This window comes from Pseudoalteromonas rubra (assembly GCF_000238295.3).
Lineage (GTDB): Bacteria > Pseudomonadota > Gammaproteobacteria > Enterobacterales > Alteromonadaceae > Pseudoalteromonas > Pseudoalteromonas rubra.
Map to the genome: position 1 here is coordinate 643,195 of NZ_AHCD03000035.1, position 16,980 is coordinate 660,174.

A 16,980-nucleotide genomic window follows, 5' to 3' on the forward strand; every position below is an offset into this window, starting at 1 on the left:
ACTCTCACACAGGATAACTACAGATGAGCACAGTATCACTTTATAAAGAACTTAACTTTGGCCTGGGCGAAACGGCGGACATGATCCGTGACCACGTGAACAGCTTTGCCAGCAGTGAAATTGCCCCACTGGCAGAAAAAACCGACGAAGAAAATGCATTCCCCAATGAAATGTGGCCAAAGTTTGGTGACATGGGCCTGTTGGGCATCACAGTACCGGAAGAATTTGGTGGTGCAAACATGGGCTATCTGGAACACGTTATCGCGATGGAAGAGATCAGCCGTGCCAGTGCCTCAATCGGATTGAGCTATGGCGCCCATTCAAACTTGTGCGTAAACCAAATCAACCGCAATGGTAATCAGGCACAAAAAGAAAAGTACCTGCCTAAACTTATCTCAGGTGAGCACATAGGTGCACTGGCAATGAGTGAGCCCAACTCAGGCTCAGATGTGGTATCCATGAAACTCAAAGCCGAGAAAAAAGGCGATAAGTTCATCCTGAACGGTAATAAAATGTGGATCACCAATGGTCCGGACGCCGATGTATTTGTCATCTACGCAAAAACAGACTTAGATGCGGGCCCGCGTGGTATCACCGCGTTTATCGTTGAACGTGACTTCCCTGGGTTCTCTACCGCACAAAAACTCGACAAACTGGGCATGCGTGGTTCTAACACCTGTGAACTGGTTTTTGAAGACTGTGAAGTGCCAGAAGAGAACATACTCGGTAACTATAATGAAGGCGTTAAAGTCCTTATGAGTGGTCTGGACTATGAGCGTGTCGTATTGGCAGGTGGCCCTTTGGGGATCATGCAGGCGTGTATGGATGTGGTTGTCCCTTATATTCATGAGCGTAAGCAATTCAACCAGTCTATCGGTGAGTTCCAGCTTGTACAGGGCAAAATCGCTGACATGTACACACAAATGAATGCAGCTCGCTCATATGTATACACCGTTGCCAAAGCCTGTGACCGCGGCGAAACAACCCGTAAAGATGCAGCTGGCGTTATCCTCTATGCCGCAGAGCTGGCAACCAAAATGGCACTTGATGCGATCCAGTTACTTGGCGGTAACGGCTACATCAACGAATATCCGACCGGACGTTTACTGCGTGATGCCAAACTATATGAAATTGGTGCCGGTACTTCTGAGATCCGCCGTATGCTGATCGGTCGTGAGCTGTTCACCGAAAGCCGCTAAGGAGGCAGCATGACAGTACTAAACTCGAATGTTAATAGTCATGACCCGCAGTTTAAGGCAAACCAGGACGCCATGGCGTCTCTGGTTGCCGATCTCAATGATAAGGTCGCAACATTATCAATGGGTGGCGGCGAAGCCCTAATCGCCCGTCATCAGAGTCGCGGCAAACTCTTTGTGCGCGACAGAATCGAGCACTTGCTTGATGAAGGCTCTCCCTTTTTAGAAATCTCTCAATTCGCAGCCTACGGTGTGTATGAACAAGACATCCCTTGTGCTGGCGTGGTTGCAGGCATTGGCCGGGTGAAAGGCATTGAGTGCATGATTGTCGCAAACGATGCGACAGTCAAAGGCGGCACCTATTTTCCACTCACAGTAAAAAAGCACCTTCGCGCACAAGAAATTGCGGAACGTTGTCACCTGCCCTGTATCTATTTAGTAGACTCGGGCGGTGCAAACCTGCCAGAGCAGGATGAAGTGTTCCCGGACAAGCTGCATTTTGGCCGTATTTTTTATAACCAGGCGCGTATGTCAGCGAAAGGCATTCCGCAGATCGCCGTTGTCATGGGCTTGTGTACCGCCGGTGGTGCATACGTGCCCGCCATGGCCGATGAGAGTATCATAGTCAAAGAGCAAGGGACGATTTTCCTTGCAGGTCCCCCGCTGGTGAAGGCAGCGACCGGTGAAGAAGTGAGCGCAGAAGATTTGGGTGGTGCCGATGTGCACTGTAAAGTCTCTGGTGTTGCTGACCATTACGCAGAAAATGACGAACATGCCTTATCTATTGCGCGGCAATGTGTGTCTCGTCTCAATCACCAACGCCCTGTCCGTCCCGTGTTAAAAGATTTTAAAGCACCAAGATACGATATTGGTGAGATCTACGGCATCGTTGGCACCGACTTAAAGAAGCCGTTTGACGTACGTGAAGTGATTGCCCGAATTGTTGATGACTCACAATTTGATGAATTTAAACGGTACTTTGGTGAAACCCTGGTCACCGGCTTTGCCGAGATTTATGGTCACCCGGTTGGTATCGTCGCCAACAACGGCATTTTGTTCTCTGAGTCTGCACAAAAAGGCGCGCACTTTATTCAGCTTTGTGCGCAGCGCAATATCCCGCTGTTATTCTTGCAAAACATCACCGGCTTTATGGTCGGTCAGAAGTATGAAGCCGAAGGCATCGCCAAACACGGTGCTAAGATGGTGACCGCTGTGTCTTGTGCGGATGTACCAAAGTTTACCGTTCTGATCGGTGGCTCGTATGGCGCGGGTAACTACGGCATGTGTGGCCGCGCTTATGAACCCACTATGATGTGGATGTGGCCAAACGCGCGCATCTCAGTCATGGGTGGTGAACAGGCAGCGGGCGTACTGACTCAAGTCCGTCAGGATGGGTTGGCACGCAAAGGTCAGTCAATGAGCGACGAAGAAGTTGCCGAGTTCAAAAAACCCATCGTAGAGCAATACGAAAAACAAGGTCATCCCTACTACGCCAGCGCGCGCTTGTGGGATGACGGCATCATAGATCCTGCAGATACACGCACCGTGCTTGGTCTGGCACTTGAAGCGGCCGCCAACGCACCTGAGCAGGATTCAAAATTCGGCATTTTCCGGATGTAAGGAGGCCCTATGACAGTAACCTTAAATATCACCAAAAGTAAGGTGGCCGTGCTGGAACTCAGCCGCCCGGAAAAACACAATGCCTTTAATGCCGAAGTCATTGCAGAGTTAATCAAAAGCATTGAGTACGCCAACGAGCTGGATATTCGCGCACTGATCCTGAGAACCAACGGAAAACACTTCTCAGCTGGCGCTGATCTGGCCTGGATGAAGTCTATGGCAGGCAATAACTACGACGAAAATGTTGCAGACTCCATGGAACTGGCCAAACTGATGAAAGTGCTGGCAAACAGCCCACATCCCACGATTTGCCTGGTTCAGGGCGCCGCATTCGGTGGAGCGTTGGGTTTAATCGCATGTTGTGACATCGCCGTTGCGACGCCAGATGCTAAATTCTGCCTGAGCGAAGTAAAGCTTGGTCTTATCCCGGCTGTTATTAGCCCTTATGTGATCCGAGCCATTGGTGAGCGTCAGGCGCGCCGTTATTTTCTCAGTGCAGAAATCTTTACTGCAGACAAAGCGCTGAGCATGGGTCTCATACACGAAGTGGCCGAAGATTTAGCGAGTGCAGAATCTCACTTCATTGAAACCCTGTTGAACAATGGTCCTGTGGCAGTGAAAAGCGCTAAGGCACTAATAGATGAAGTAGCAGGTCACACCATCGACGACACGCTAATAGCGCATACCGCAAAGCGGATCGCAGAAATCCGCGTGAGCGAAGAAGGACAGGAAGGTCTGAGTGCCTTTTTCGAAAAACGTGCCCCCGGCTGGCAAAACGCGGCCAGCAAGTAAGGAGTACACAATGTTAAAGAAAATACTGATTGCAAACCGAGGCGAAATTGCCTGCCGTGTCATGCGCAGCGCCAAACGTCTCGGCCTGAGTACCGTTGCGGTATACTCTGATGCAGATGCCAACGCAATGCACGTCCAGCAGGCTGACGAGGCCTATCACATTGGCCCGGCACCAAGTAAAGACTCTTACCTGGTAGCCGAACGCATTCTGGACGTTGCCAAGCGCGCCGGTGCGGACTGTATCCATCCGGGTTACGGATTCTTATCTGAAAACGAAGCCTTTGCCAACGCCTGTGAACAGGCCAATATTGCCTTTATTGGGCCCTTAGCCACGTCAATTGAAGCCATGGGGTCAAAAACCCGCGCCAAAGAAATTATGGCCGAGGCCAATGTGCCTCTGGTGCCAGGTTATTATGGCAAGCAGCAAGATACTGATTTCCTGGCTCAGGAAGCCGAGAAAGTGGGCTACCCGGTGCTGATTAAAGCCGCTTACGGTGGTGGCGGTAAAGGCATGCGCGTGGTGCGCGAGGCAGGCGAGTTTATCAGTTCTCTTGAGGGCGCAAAACGTGAAGCCGCAGCCAGTTTTGGTAACGATCTGGTGCTGTTAGAGCGCTTTGTAGATAAGCCGCGCCATGTTGAAGTCCAGGTTTTCGCAGACAGCCATGGCAACTGCGTGTATCTGGGCGACCGAGACTGCTCATTGCAACGTCGTCACCAAAAAGTCATCGAAGAAGCCCCAGCGCCGGATCTCAGCGCAGAGCTGCGTCGTGAAATGGGTGAAGCCGCGGTACGCTGTGCTCAGGCAATCAACTACCGTGGCGCAGGTACTGTCGAATTTTTGTTATGTGGTGACGAGTTCTTCTTTATGGAGATGAACACGCGCCTGCAAGTAGAACATCCGGTGACCGAGATGGTGACAGGTCAGGATTTGGTTGAGTGGCAAATTCGTGTCGCCAACAACGAAGTACTGCCACTCACTCAGGATGAAATTCGTCTCAGTGGCCACAGCTTCGAAGCGCGTATCTATGCTGAAGACCCTCAGGAGAACTTTATGCCCTGCTCGGGTGTCTTGTCGCACCTGGGTTTCCCTGAAGCGAAAGATGGTGTGCGCATTGACACTGGCGTACAACAGGGAGACGAGATCAGCCCGTTTTATGACCCGATGATCGCCAAATTAATTGTCCACGGCCGGGACCGTCGCACTGCGTTGTTAAAACTGCGCAGCGCACTGGCTGAAGTACATCTGGCCGGTCTGAAGAGCAATATTGCCTTCTTACACCACCTGGCAGGCCATCCAGCCTTCAGTACTACTGCACCGGATACCCACTTTATTGACACTCAAACCGATACGCTGACGGCGTCACAGGCACCCAATGATTTATTGGTTTGTCTGGCCAGTGCAGCTTACCTGGCGCACCAGCAGGCAGAAAAAGTGACCTCGCCCTGGCAACTATCGGGCTTTAAGCTCAATCAACCGCGCCGTCAGGTATTGCCATTTGCAGACCACCTGGTCATCGCTGAAGCCAATGGCAATCAGTGGCAGGTCTTTTACCAGGACCTCGACCATACTATGGATGTGCGTCTGGATGGGCACAGCCTGGTAGCGAATCTGGATGGTAAACGTTTGCTGGCGGATGTGGTGATCACCGAAGAGCAGATCACGGTTATGTTCGGCCCCTATCAGTTTGACGTGGCGCTTAAGTCTAAACACTACGTCAGCGAACATGAGCATCAGGAAGCACCACTTGCTGCGCCACTTAACGGCACGGTCGTGAAACACCTGCAAAGCGTTGGCGCTCAGGTGAGCAAAGGCGACCCAGTGGTTGTCATCGAGGCAATGAAAATGGAATACACCCTGAATGCGCCGTTTGATGGCACGCTGACAGGTTACTGCTTTGATGAGGGTGAACTGGTCAGCCACGGCGCGATGCTCGCTATTGTTGAGGAGGCCTGAGATGGCGAACTACCCTGCTCAGGTTAAAATTGTCGAGGTCGGTGCACGTGATGGTCTGCAAAACGAGTCCAGTGTATCGACCGAAGCTAAAATTACGCTGGTCAATGCACTGGCAGAAGCTGGTCTGAAACACATCGAGGCCGGTGCATTTGTGTCACCCAAATGGGTACCACAAATGGCAGACTCCAGTGACGTGATCCAGGGATTTGTGCGCCGGGAAGGCGTGCAGATCAGTGCTCTCACCCCCAACCTGAAAGGTGCCGAACTGGCACTGACTAATCAGGTCGACGAATTCGCGATATTCACTGCGGCCAGTGAGGCCTTTACCCAGAAAAACATCAACTGCTCGATTGAAGAGAGCATCGAACGCTTTCGCCCGGTCGTTGAACTTGCACAAAAAAACGACATCAAAGTCAGAGGCTACGTGAGCTGTGTGGTTGGCTGCCCATATCAGGGAGAGGTCGAACCAGAACAGGTGCTCGAGGTGTGTAAACAATTATTGGCATTGGGCTGCTATGAGATAAGCTTGGGCGATACCATAGGCGTAGGAACAGCCAATCAGGTCAGGCAACTGCTCACCCTATTGCTGTCACACATCCCGGCTGAGCGTCTTGCCGTGCACTTTCATGATACTTATGGCCAGGCATTAACAAACATCCATACGGCACTGGAAATGGGCATTGCCACCATAGATTCGGCCGTCGCCGGCTTGGGTGGTTGTCCCTATGCTAAGGGCGCGTCAGGAAATGTTGCCACTGAGGATGTTGTTTACTTGCTGCAAGGGCTTGGCATTGATAGTGGAATTGATTTAGAAAGACTGGCAAAAGCAGGCTGGCAGATTTGTGAGGCGCTTGATAAAGCACCCGTAAGCAAGGTGTCACTGGCGCTGAAAAACAGCTGTCAGTCATAACAACCGAGAACAACGAACAACTAGGAGTGGGCTAATGGCCGGTTTCGATAAAGTAGTTTCAAGCTATGAAGCAGCAATGGAGGGCCTCAAAGATGGCGATACCATTATTGCCGGTGGCTTTGGATTATGTGGTATTCCTGAGGGCTTGATTGCTGAAATTAAACGCAAACAAACCAAAGAACTGACCGTCGTGTCTAATAACTGCGGTGTAGATGACTTTGGTCTGGGCATTTTGCTACACGACCGTCAGATCAAAAAAATCATCGCTTCTTATGTGGGCGAAAACGCCCTGTTTGAGCAACAGCTATTAGACGGCATTATCGATGTTGAGCTGACGCCTCAGGGCACGCTGGCAGAGAAGATGCGCGCTGGTGGTGCAGGTATCCCAGGTTTTTACACCGCAACGGGTTACGGTACACCGATTGCCGAAGGCAAAGAAGTGAAAGAGTTTGATGGTCGTCCTTACATCCTGGAAGAATCCATTACCGGTGAGTTTGCTATCGTTAAAGCGTGGAAAGCTGATCGCTACGGTAACCTAGTATTCCGCCACACCGCGATGAACTTTAACCCTATGGCAGCAACAGCAGGTAAAATTACCGTTGCCGAGGTAGAAGAAATCGTAGAGCCGGGCGAGCTGGCGCCGAGTGAGATCCACACACCGGGGATCTATGTTAATCGCGTGATTCAGGGTAGCTTTGAAAAACGCATCGAACGTGTCACAACCCGTAAGTAAGGAGATCACCATGGCTTTAACTCGTGAACAAATTGCAATGCGCGTGGCGCAGGAGCTTCAGGACGGTTACTACGTGAACCTGGGCATTGGTATCCCTACCCTGGTTGCTAACTATGTACCTCAGGGTATCGAAGTGATGCTGCAATCAGAAAACGGTCTTTTGGGTATGGGTCCTTACCCAACAGAGGACCAGGTTGACGCGGATATGATCAATGCGGGTAAAGAAACCGTGACAGCAGCCACAGGTGCGGCTATTTTTAATAGCGCCGAAAGCTTTGCCATGATCCGCGGTGGTCATGTAGACTTGACGGTACTGGGTGCATTTGAAGTGGATCAGAACGGCAATATTGCCTCGTGGATGATCCCGAAGAAATTAATCAAAGGCATGGGTGGGGCAATGGACTTAGTTGCAGGTGCACAAAATATCGTTGTCACCATGACTCATGCCAGCAAGCACGGCGATTCAAAGTTACTGGAGTCTTGTACTCTGCCGCTTACGGGCGTTAACTGTGTGAAAAAAATCGTCACAGATTTAGCCGTACTTGAAGTGAAAGACGGTGCGTTCCATTTGCTAGAGCGCGCACCGGGTGTTAGTGTAGACGAAATTATCAGCAAAACAGCGGGTAAGCTTATTGTGAATGGCGACATTCCTGAAATGCAGTTTGCCAGCTAAACACACGCGGTCTGACACGAAAACACCAAATATGTACCGACCTCATTCCCAGTGCCAAAGGCGCTGAGTTACCCAAAATCCCTCGCAAGAGGGATTTTTTTTATCTTTTTCACTCGCATTGGTGTGAATTTATTCAGTTAAGCGCCCATTCGTTTACTTTTATATTCTAACGCTTACACTAATAGACGAAGATCTTTCAAGGCAAGGTGGCCAGAGAACCTCGTTTTGGTTGGTTTATCTTAATTACATCGAAACGACTTTTTTGATACTAAAAAGACGATTGTAATGGCAAGCCGCAGGCCCCCATTACCGCTGTAACTAACATAAGCCCATCGCATGCAGTTTGCATCAAAGCCGGGTATTCCTGCCTTGCCATTTCACTTCTCAACCATGAGGTAACAATGGCAGACAATCATGACAAGTACAGTATTGATAATACTGACTACACAGTGGGCCAGGACAACGTCCAAAAATGGGGGTTTGATGTTCATAACCCGGTTTTTGGCGTCAGTGCCGGCCTGATCTTATTTTTTCTTATTGCAATCCTAGTGAGCGATGCCGAATCAGCAAAGGCAACACTGGATGGGCTGAAGTGGAAAATCATCGGCGCGTTTGATGTCGTCTTTATGTGGTCTGGCAACTTCTTTGTGTTGTTTTGCCTGGCGCTGGTGTTGTCTCCCTACGGTAAAATTCGTCTCGGTGGCGATGCCGCCAAACCGCAATACACTACTCTCTCCTGGCTGGCTATGCTGTTTGCCGCCGGTATGGGGATAGGATTAATGTTCTGGGGTGTTGCCGAGCCCGTGGCTTATTATACGGGCTGGTACAAAACTCCTTTGAATGTCGCCGCTAACACACCTGAAGCTGCAGAGCTTGCTATGGGCGCGACTATGTACCATTGGGGCTTACACCCCTGGGCTATCTATGCCGTTGTGGCGCTCTCGCTGGCCTTCTTTGCCTATAACAAAGGACTCCCGCTGTCTATTCGCTCTATCTTCTATCCGCTGCTAGGTGACAGAGCCTGGGGCTGGCCGGGTCATGTGATAGACATTCTGGCGGTTCTGGCAACTTTATTTGGCCTCGCTACTTCGCTCGGTTTGGGCGCACAGCAGGCCAGTGCGGGGATCCAGCATGTATTCGGGATCGAGGCGGGTCTTGGGCTACAAATCACAGTCATTGCTGGTGTTACTTTGCTGGCTATTGTATCCGTTGTAAGAGGCATTGAAGGGGGTGTTAAAGTACTTAGTAACACCAATATGCTACTTGCCTTTGCCTTGCTGTTATTCGTTATGCTCGCCGGGTTTGCCGTGGCACTGGGTAACATCCCGACCACAGTGATGGCCTACGCTGAAAACATCATTCCACTGAGTAATCCGCATGGGCGTGATGATGAAGCCTGGTATCAGGGCTGGACGGTATTTTACTGGGCCTGGTGGATCTCCTGGTCTCCATTTGTAGGTATGTTCATTGCCCGCGTTTCGGAAGGCCGCACTATTCGTGAATTCATCATCGCCGTATTGCTAATTCCAACATTGGTGACAACGCTATGGATGTCAGTCTATGGAGGCATCGCTATTGACCAGGTGATGTCAGGTGTTGGCTCACTGGGTGAAAATGGCCTGACCCAGGTGCCACTGGCAATGTTTGAAATGTTTGAACAACTGCCGCTGGGCGATGTGTTGTCATTTGTCGCCATCGTACTGGTACTGGTGTTCTTTATCACCTCTTCAGATTCCGGCTCTCTGGTAATAGACAGTATTACAGCTGGCGGTAAGATTGACGCCCCAATACCGCAACGCGTGTTCTGGGCAACAGTCGAAGGCGCTATTGCTGCTGCACTGTTGTGGATCGGCGGTACAGAGGCTATAGAAGCCCTGCAGGCCGGTGCAATCTCGACCGGCTTACCTTTCACTCTGGTGTTATTGTTGATGTGTCTGAGCCTGATCCTGGGCCTTCGCACGGAGCAAACTCAATCCTGATTCAATATCAAACCTGAATAGCGATTCAAAATGGCATGTTCAGTTACATGCCATTTTTGTTTCTCCATAAGGCACGTTGACGAAGTGCCAGCATCACTTTACATCCACAGGGCTTTGAGCTCTGTCTGTGATGTATAGTGATGCTGCAATTGCGCCTGCAATAGCTCAGCGGTTGCCAGTGCATCACTGAGCGCATGATGTGCTATATAGTAAGGTAACCCATAACGTTTACGGCTGTCAGCCAGGCGGATTGAGGGGATAGGCTGGCGCTTAATTTGCTGCCACCAGGTTAATCGGTTGGTCTCAATGCGATGCTCCAGTGCCATAGTATCGATCAGGGGAAACTCGATGCCTTCGCCCAGACGCTGCATTAAAGCCTGATTGAAAAACGGGCGCTCAATGTGGCGATAATGCACCACAATCACTCTCCCTGCCAGACTCGCCAGTAATTCTGCAAGAATAGTATCCAGATCTGGCGCTTCGCGAACCTGAGAATGCGTAATTTGATGCACTACCACAGACTCTTCATGCAGTGGCGTTGCAGGCTTCAAGATCCAATGTTTGGCATCACGACAATAGGCCCTGCGTGCATCAAAAGGCACCAGGCCGACGCTGACGATGTCATCGGTTTCATGATTTAACCCGGTCGTCTCAAAATCGAGCGCAACGAAACGCGCTTCAGACACAGGTGTGTCGGGTAACTGCACACCCGCATTATAAAACGCACGCAACCGCTCATCATTACTTTGCCGCGCCAAATGCGCAAATCGATTTGGCCAGGATAAAATATCGCCTTGTATCGCCATTACTTGAGTATCGCCTTATTCTGATAGCGAATTTTGAGATAGCTTTGGGCTTTATCCAGCACAGCAAAGGCTTCTTTAAGATTGCGCTGTTCAAACTCAGATAACCGTTTTGGCAAAATGTTGTTGTCGGGGTGTTTACCCTGCTCTATTTTTCTGGCCTGGTGACGAATGCGGATTGTGGCAATATATTCCAGCGCCGCCTCTAAATCTTCCACCTTGCCGGGTGGCAATAGCTGCGCTTCTTTAATGTCTTCCAGTCGTTCGAACGAGTTTTGCTTACGCGAACCAATGGCCAGAGCATGGACACGCACCAGATCAGATAAAGGTGCGGTACCGCGGCGTTTGATGTTCAAAGAGTGCTTGTGTTCACCATCTTGTTCCAGCACAAAATCCTTGAAAAAACCGAGCGGCGGTGTTCTGCGCAGCGCATTGTTTGCCATCGCCGCAAGAAAACGCGGAGCGATTTTCGCTTTTTTGGCCACCAGCTCACTGAGTCGACTGGCTAATTGAGTGTGTCCATAGACCCCATCGAGATCAAAAAAAATCGAGCTGTGTAACAAGGCTTCGGGTTTAGGGTTATCCATCCAGTCTTCAAACTGTGCCTGCCACTCACAGGCCCGTAGCCGCCACTGCGGGTTGGTGGCCATAATGCCCCCATCACACAGCTTGTAACCACATTGCGCAAGGCCATCACAAACAAACTTGGCAAGCGCTGAGAAGTAGCTGTCATGCTTATCCGACTCAAAGGTATCATCGAGGATCAGCGCATTGTCCTGGTCCGTAACAATCAACTGCTCATCACGCGCCATCGACCCCAGCGCGATAAAACAATACGGTACAGGCGGCGCACCCAGCTCGTCCTCTGCCAGTTCCAGTAACCGTTGCTTTATAGCACGGCCAATCACGGACATGGCCGTACCAACCATGTGTGAATTGGCATCTTCATTGACCAGACGCACAAAGACACTGGCCAGCGACTGTGCATAATGAGCCAGATCCTCAACACTTTGCTGCTCCATAATTCCTTTAACAAACAACAGGCTGCTCTGTGATTCATAACGCAATATATCCGATAGTGCTATCACGCCAATGGGACGGCGTTTATGGACCACAGGTAAATGATGCAGGTTGTCTCTGAGCATCATCATCATGGCTTCAAACACATAGGCATTGGAGTCAACTATGGTAAGCTCACGAGTCATAATGGTTGCGACGGGCTGGTTGGTGTCTAAGTCCTCCGCCACCACCTTAATACGTAAATCTTTGTCGCTCAGGATCCCGACTATTTGTCCGTCATCATCTTCCGGGTCGTCGCTGACAGGCTTACTGGGGTCATAGATCAGCAACGCCGAGACTTGCTCCTCGGTCATCAGCTTCGCCGCATCTCGAATTGAGCGTGTTAACTCAACCGAGACTAACTCTCTGAGCAGGAGTGTTTTTACTTTAGCAGTGGTCAGGTCATTGTTGTCGGCCTGATCAGAAACAGCCTGGATCAGGCCGCCGCTGTCGTCCGCTTCAAAAAAGTCGGCAAACGCCTCGTGCTCATCACAAAATGCCTCAAATAGCCCCACAGGAATGCAATAAACCAGCGTGTCTTCCAACGCCATGACCGGAAAACGGACTTTGCGGTTTGTTAACAGGCCTCGCTGACCAAACAGGCCGCCTTCCGAGATGCGGTTGTACAACTCACCATTGCGGCGATATACCTCAACCGATCCGGCCCGCACCACATACAGGTTTGAGATGGACTCCCCGTAATGCAGTATTTCGCTGCCTGCGCGGTAATACCCTACCTCGACCTCGCTGGCAAGTTGCTGCACTGCGCTGTCGGGTAACTCGTTAAATGGCGGATGTGCAGACAAAAACTGCATGATCTCAAAGTGCTCTATTTGCATAATGACTTTTTTGTGACGCTGATAATCACTATTGTGGGTAATTGCCTGATTGAACGCAAGGAAAGTACAAACCGCAGCACACATATTCTGTCATACGAATTTTTTAGGGTGTGACTTGTAATACTGACGATATGCCATCATATAAACAAGGTGCTTTGGAAGCTGAACATACTGCAACTAAATCTATGATAAACCGTCTTGTCGCAGGAAACGGATCCCGCAGGGCGCTGTAGGTAAACGTAAGCAAGTATAAACAGCCCGGCTGTCAAAATTTTTTGCGGTTTAAGTGGGCTGCACACAATGAGTTGAGTATAAGCTTGAGGTTAAGATGAAACGAATCGTGCTATTTTTAATCACCAACCTGGCAGTCATGCTGGTGCTGGGGATTGTCCTGTCCATCGTCATGTCTGTGCTAGGTCTGTCTAGCCGCAGTTATGGCGGTATGTTACTGATTGCCGGTGTATTCGGTTTTGGTGGAGCCTTCATTTCACTGTTTATGTCGAAATGGATCGCCAAGAAATCAACGGGTGCCTACGTCATTGAGCAACCGCGCAATGAAAGTGAGCACTGGCTGCTACAAACGGTTGCTAACCAGGCAAAACAAGCGGGCATTGCAATGCCTGAAGTTGCCATTTACGACAGCCCTGAAATCAATGCCTTCGCTACGGGCCCCAGTAAAAACAACAGTCTGGTAGCGGTCAGTACTGGATTACTTCACAACATGACTCAGGATGAAGCTGAAGCGGTGTTGGCACATGAAGTATGCCACGTTGCTAACGGTGACATGGTCACATTAACCCTGATCCAGGGTGTCGTGAATACCTTTGTGATTTTCATCGCTAAAGTGCTAGCGAACTTAGTGGATGGCTTTCTCAATGGCGACGAGGAAAACAACGGGGTAAGCTGGACTTACATCATTTTTGATATGATTTTCCAGATCCTGTTCGGTATTTTGGCATCGGTGATCGTTGCCTACTTCAGCCGTCAGCGCGAGTTTGCTGCTGACAAAGGGGCAGCAGAACTGGTCGGCGCACACAAGATGCGTGCTGCGCTGGAACGTTTACGCAACAACCATGAGTCACAACTGGAAGGGTCTATGATGGCCTTTGGTATCGCCTCAGGTAAGAGTTTATCGGAGATGTTTGCTTCTCACCCGCCACTGGAGCAACGTATTCAGGCACTGCGTTAAACCACATGGCTGAAAAAGAAAAAGGCTTCGCAATGCGAAGCCTTTTTTGTATAAGTGCCATTTCGACTAAGGGTTCAGATAACCGACAAGCTACTTTTCAATCCAGGGAGTCACCGTCACGACTTCACCTAGCGTGTTAAAGCGCGCAGTATCATTCTCCCAATCATCGGTTACCTTGAACTGACAAACCTGCTTTTCACAGGTCACGCCGGGTGCCGACAAGTTTGGCTCACTGGCAAATGTTACCTTCACGCCCTGTTGCTCAGGTAACAAAAAGCCCATTAGCTTGCTGACAAAAAAACCCGACAAGTCAGACAGAAGCTCATCAAACTCATGATGCAGCTGATATAAGCGCTGCTTGGTCAGATGAGTATTTGTGAAGTACGCGGACTCAATCTGAAATTTAATTTGACAGTCGTGTTGTGGATCTAATGGTTCTACAACGATGACCGCTTTATCTTTATCGAGTTTTTCACTATACGGCAGCAACAATTGTGCATCTTGCGTATAGTTGAGCGGCTGTACGCTGGTTTCTGTGACAATTTTTCCTGACTTAATCCCGCACGGGGCCAAAGTCGCAATGTCTACCAGATAAAAATTTACCCGGGCAAACTCAAACTCCCCCTTTTCAATCACCTTGAGGCGGTCATAAAACCCATCATACGAAACCACAAACTCTTCTTGTGCTTGTACGCCAGTGGCAACACCTGCCAGTCCCAGCAGCAGTGCCAGTAAATTACTCTTCATCAAAATAAGCCTTGTTGTGTCTTATCATATCGTTAAGTTCTTCAATATAATGCACGCCCCGCTCTGAATATGACAAGAGTCCTGCGGTCAATGCCGTTGCTTCTATCGGCTTTTTTTGTTCGCGTAGCTGAGCACGAGTGGCCCTCAGTTCCTTATACGCATCGTGCGTATTGATATTTCTGAAATAAGATTTGACCGATGCCCGAACTGACTGAAACGCAGCCACTTCATGCACGGCTTCGTCGCTGCGACGTTTTGGGATCATGCCGCACCCTTTTCGATAACACCACTGGCCAAAAAAATTAAGGCCGATACGTGCGAATCGTGACGTGCCCCAGGCAGACTCATTGGCTGCTTGCATCAACGCCAGCTCTTTAGGAATGATGTCCACTCGCCTTAACGCCCGTTTAAGGTTCTCAATGGAAATGGCGTCATCATCTATTCTGTAGAGTTCAAACACCTGCTCAATCCTTTGCTGCTGAATGTCACTGAGCGGTTCTTCAAACTGCAGCATCATCAACGCAATTTCTATGCTTGCACGTTGTTGCAAGATCAGTTCATTCTCCGCTTCAACATGCGGCTTAATGAAATCGAAGAACTGCTTCTTCTTGGTGGCGATATCACGGATTTTACCAAACTCTGGTAACTTCACCGAGTGTAATGGCTGTTCCACTTCCTTAACCTGCGGCTCAGTCACAATGACTTCCGGCTCGGGCTCTGGCTGTGGGGGGGCTGGGGGTTTGACAATAAATGGATACAAAATCGCGAATATTGAAATCGCGACAATAATAAACTTCACTAGTAAACGCATGATTCTCCTCACACTAGTACCAACTACCAACTCAAAGTGTCGAAAAAACACAGTGATATAGGCATGACTACGCAGGTTTTCTGAAAATCCCTAACAGAATGTCCCTGCTGTACTTTGCTCTTTCATTTTCAAATTAGCGGACAATGATACCAAAATTTACCACTAAACGCGAATTTCTGCATTTTATCGTAGCCGCCACTACCTGGCAGACAGAAAATACACCTAGTGCTTTGATTACTTTTTCTTTTATACCGGCATATTCCGTGGATATACTGGACACAGTAGCGTTTTGAATAAAGGACACCTATGAGTCAGTCACCCTGGCAACAAAGACAGCTGGACCAGAAAAAATACCGCCCTAATGACAACCGCTCAGCCTGGCAGATTGATCGCTCCCGGATCATTCACGCGGCAGCATTCAGGCGCTTACAGTCAAAAACACAGATTATGAGTATCGGCGTCAATGACTTTTACCGGACCCGCCTGACTCACTCACTGGAAGTTTCTCAGATAGGCACTGGGTTACTTCGCCATCTCAGCAATCAGCACCCCGACTTTACCTGGTTTCCTTCTTCCAGCCTGATGGAAACCATCTGCCTTGCACACGATATTGGCCACCCACCTTTTGGTCACGGCGGAGAAATCGCGCTGAACTATCTATTGCGCGACCATGGCGGGTTTGAAGGCAATGCACAAACCCTGCGGATCGTGACAAAACTGGAGCCCTACTCCAAGGGGTATGGTATGAACCTGACCCGCCGCACTTTACTCGGGTTTATAAAATACCCGGCTGTGATAGATGAGCTATGTCTTAGCATGCCACAGCCCGATCCCAGTCAGCGCTTTATCTATACCCAACAATGGCTGCCAGCCAAAGGCATTTATCAGTGTGACAAAGACGTACTGGATTGGATCCTCTTACCGTTCGCTGAAAACGATCGCAACTTGTTGCAAAGCCATGTTCCAGTCAATGAATTTAAAGCCAAGACCCGCTTCAAGTCGCTCGATAGCGCCATCATGGAGTACGCCGATGATTTCGCCTATGCGGTTCATGATCTGGAAGATGCGATTGCCACCGAGACCCTGAGTGAGCGAGAATGGCAACGATACGCCCTGCCCGAATTGCAAAAAATCAATTCCCCGTGGCTAGATAAGCATCTCGATAGCATCAGTGAACGGCTGTTCTCACATGATGAATCGTTGCGCAAAGATGTGATTGGGGAGCTGGTAAATCTGTTTATCGTTAACTGCGAACTGACTATTCAGGATACTGAATTCAGCGATCCTTTGCTGCGTCATACAGTGAAGCTCTCGGACGAATTTGAAGCCATTCTGGGTGTGTTAAAACACTTTGTTTTTTCGCGGCTCATCCGCGACCCCAAAATGCAACAAATCGAATTCAGCGGCCAAAACATGCTGATTGATTTATTTGGAGCATTCCAAAGCGATCCGTTGCGATTACTCCCCTATACAACTCAGGCGCATTTTACTCAAGCCTCCGATGAAAGAGCGCAAATGCGTGTACTGGCCGATTATCTTTCTGGTATGACAGATGAATACGCAAGGCGTTGCTATCAGCGTTTGTTCGGTAACACCGGGATGCAATCTCCAATAAAAAGCGGCCCATCTATGTGAGCCGCATTGCAAAATAAATAACCAGCTGATTGCAACATTC

At 49.6% G+C, this 16,980-nt stretch carries 14 protein-coding genes; 10 read left to right on the forward strand and 4 right to left on the reverse strand.

The window, feature by feature from the left end:
* Positions 1–23: 23 nt before the first annotated feature.
* From PRUB_RS14000 to PRUB_RS14035, 8 genes are all read left to right on the forward strand, one after another.
* Positions 24–1,199, forward strand: coding sequence for an isovaleryl-CoA dehydrogenase (locus PRUB_RS14000; protein ID WP_010381512.1), 1,176 nt, complete (start codon positions 24–26; stop codon positions 1,197–1,199).
* 9 nt (positions 1,200–1,208) lie between these two features.
* The gene (locus PRUB_RS14005; protein WP_010381513.1) at positions 1,209–2,816 is read left to right on the forward strand and encodes a carboxyl transferase domain-containing protein; all 1,608 of its coding nucleotides are present in this window, start codon (positions 1,209–1,211) and stop codon (positions 2,814–2,816) included.
* Positions 2,817–2,825: 9 nt separating this feature from the next.
* Positions 2,826–3,608 (forward strand): enoyl-CoA hydratase/isomerase family protein, encoded by a 783-nt coding sequence (locus tag PRUB_RS14010; protein WP_010381515.1) that lies wholly within the window; start codon positions 2,826–2,828, stop codon positions 3,606–3,608.
* Positions 3,609–3,618: 10 nt separating this feature from the next.
* Positions 3,619–5,562 carry an acetyl/propionyl/methylcrotonyl-CoA carboxylase subunit alpha gene (locus PRUB_RS14015; RefSeq protein ID WP_010381517.1) on the forward strand — a complete coding sequence of 648 codons (1,944 nt, stop codon included), beginning with the start codon at positions 3,619–3,621 and terminating at the stop codon, positions 5,560–5,562.
* A 1-nt stretch (position 5,563) separates the two neighbouring features.
* Positions 5,564–6,472: a hydroxymethylglutaryl-CoA lyase gene (locus PRUB_RS14020; protein WP_010381519.1), complete on the forward strand. Its 909-nt coding sequence runs from the start codon at positions 5,564–5,566 to the stop codon at positions 6,470–6,472.
* 34 nt (positions 6,473–6,506) lie between these two features.
* Complete coding sequence (locus PRUB_RS14025; protein ID WP_010381521.1) at positions 6,507–7,205, forward strand: CoA transferase subunit A; 699 nt, start codon at positions 6,507–6,509, stop codon at positions 7,203–7,205.
* A 10-nt stretch (positions 7,206–7,215) separates the two neighbouring features.
* Positions 7,216–7,878, forward strand: a complete 663-nt coding sequence (locus PRUB_RS14030; RefSeq protein WP_010381523.1) for a CoA transferase subunit B — start codon at positions 7,216–7,218, stop codon at positions 7,876–7,878.
* Between the two features lie 401 nt (positions 7,879–8,279).
* Entirely contained in the window at positions 8,280–9,857 is a 1,578-nt protein-coding gene (locus PRUB_RS14035; RefSeq protein ID WP_010381525.1) for a BCCT family transporter, read from the forward strand.
* Between the two features lie 98 nt (positions 9,858–9,955).
* Here PRUB_RS14035 and PRUB_RS14040 read toward each other — a convergent pair whose 3' ends face one another.
* Together PRUB_RS14040 and PRUB_RS14045 are read right to left on the reverse strand one after the other, a co-directional pair.
* A complete protein-coding gene (locus PRUB_RS14040) occupies positions 9,956–10,663 on the reverse strand; it encodes a 3'-5' exonuclease (protein ID WP_010381527.1) in 708 nt (235 codons plus the stop codon).
* The gene (locus PRUB_RS14045) at positions 10,663–12,558 is read right to left on the reverse strand and encodes a DUF294 nucleotidyltransferase-like domain-containing protein (protein WP_010381528.1); all 1,896 of its coding nucleotides are present in this window, start codon (positions 12,556–12,558) and stop codon (positions 10,663–10,665) included. The genes PRUB_RS14040 and PRUB_RS14045 overlap by 1 nt, the downstream gene beginning before the upstream one ends.
* A 328-nt stretch (positions 12,559–12,886) precedes the next feature.
* Here PRUB_RS14045 and htpX point away from each other — a divergent pair, with 328 nt between their 5' ends.
* Complete coding sequence (gene htpX / locus PRUB_RS14050) at positions 12,887–13,747, forward strand: protease HtpX (RefSeq protein ID WP_010381530.1); 861 nt, start codon at positions 12,887–12,889, stop codon at positions 13,745–13,747.
* 90 nt (positions 13,748–13,837) lie between these two features.
* On the opposite strand, the gene PRUB_RS14055 is transcribed toward htpX, so the two are convergent.
* Entirely contained in the window at positions 13,838–14,494 is a 657-nt protein-coding gene (locus PRUB_RS14055) for a DUF2987 domain-containing protein (protein ID WP_010381532.1), read from the reverse strand.
* Positions 14,484–15,305 carry a glucosaminidase domain-containing protein gene (locus PRUB_RS14060; RefSeq protein ID WP_010381533.1) on the reverse strand — a complete coding sequence of 274 codons (822 nt, stop codon included), beginning with the start codon at positions 15,303–15,305 and terminating at the stop codon, positions 14,484–14,486. Before PRUB_RS14060 ends, PRUB_RS14055 begins: the two co-directional genes overlap by 11 nt.
* A 306-nt stretch (positions 15,306–15,611) precedes the next feature.
* Between PRUB_RS14060 and PRUB_RS14065 the strand changes: the two genes are divergently transcribed.
* Positions 15,612–16,940, forward strand: a complete 1,329-nt coding sequence (locus PRUB_RS14065; protein WP_010381536.1) for an anti-phage deoxyguanosine triphosphatase — start codon at positions 15,612–15,614, stop codon at positions 16,938–16,940.
* Positions 16,941–16,980 lie beyond the last annotated feature (40 nt).

Coding starts and splice junctions, on each gene's coding strand:
- PRUB_RS14015 (WP_010381517.1), top strand. CDS start 3,619: ATGTTAAAGAAAATACTGATTGCAAACCGAGGCGAAATTGCCTGCCGT.
- htpX (WP_010381530.1), top strand. CDS start 12,887: ATGAAACGAATCGTGCTATTTTTAATCACCAACCTGGCAGTCATGCTG.
- PRUB_RS14010 (WP_010381515.1), top strand. CDS start 2,826: ATGACAGTAACCTTAAATATCACCAAAAGTAAGGTGGCCGTGCTGGAA.
- PRUB_RS14055 (WP_010381532.1), bottom strand. CDS start 14,494: ATGAAGAGTAATTTACTGGCACTGCTGCTGGGACTGGCAGGTGTTGCC.
- PRUB_RS14045 (WP_010381528.1), bottom strand. CDS start 12,558: ATGCAAATAGAGCACTTTGAGATCATGCAGTTTTTGTCTGCACATCCG.
- PRUB_RS14000 (WP_010381512.1), top strand. CDS start 24: ATGAGCACAGTATCACTTTATAAAGAACTTAACTTTGGCCTGGGCGAA.
- PRUB_RS14035 (WP_010381525.1), top strand. CDS start 8,280: ATGGCAGACAATCATGACAAGTACAGTATTGATAATACTGACTACACA.
- PRUB_RS14020 (WP_010381519.1), top strand. CDS start 5,564: ATGGCGAACTACCCTGCTCAGGTTAAAATTGTCGAGGTCGGTGCACGT.
- PRUB_RS14040 (WP_010381527.1), bottom strand. CDS start 10,663: ATGGCGATACAAGGCGATATTTTATCCTGGCCAAATCGATTTGCGCAT.
- PRUB_RS14060 (WP_010381533.1), bottom strand. CDS start 15,305: ATGCGTTTACTAGTGAAGTTTATTATTGTCGCGATTTCAATATTCGCG.
- PRUB_RS14065 (WP_010381536.1), top strand. CDS start 15,612: ATGAGTCAGTCACCCTGGCAACAAAGACAGCTGGACCAGAAAAAATAC.
- PRUB_RS14025 (WP_010381521.1), top strand. CDS start 6,507: ATGGCCGGTTTCGATAAAGTAGTTTCAAGCTATGAAGCAGCAATGGAG.
- PRUB_RS14030 (WP_010381523.1), top strand. CDS start 7,216: ATGGCTTTAACTCGTGAACAAATTGCAATGCGCGTGGCGCAGGAGCTT.
- PRUB_RS14005 (WP_010381513.1), top strand. CDS start 1,209: ATGACAGTACTAAACTCGAATGTTAATAGTCATGACCCGCAGTTTAAG.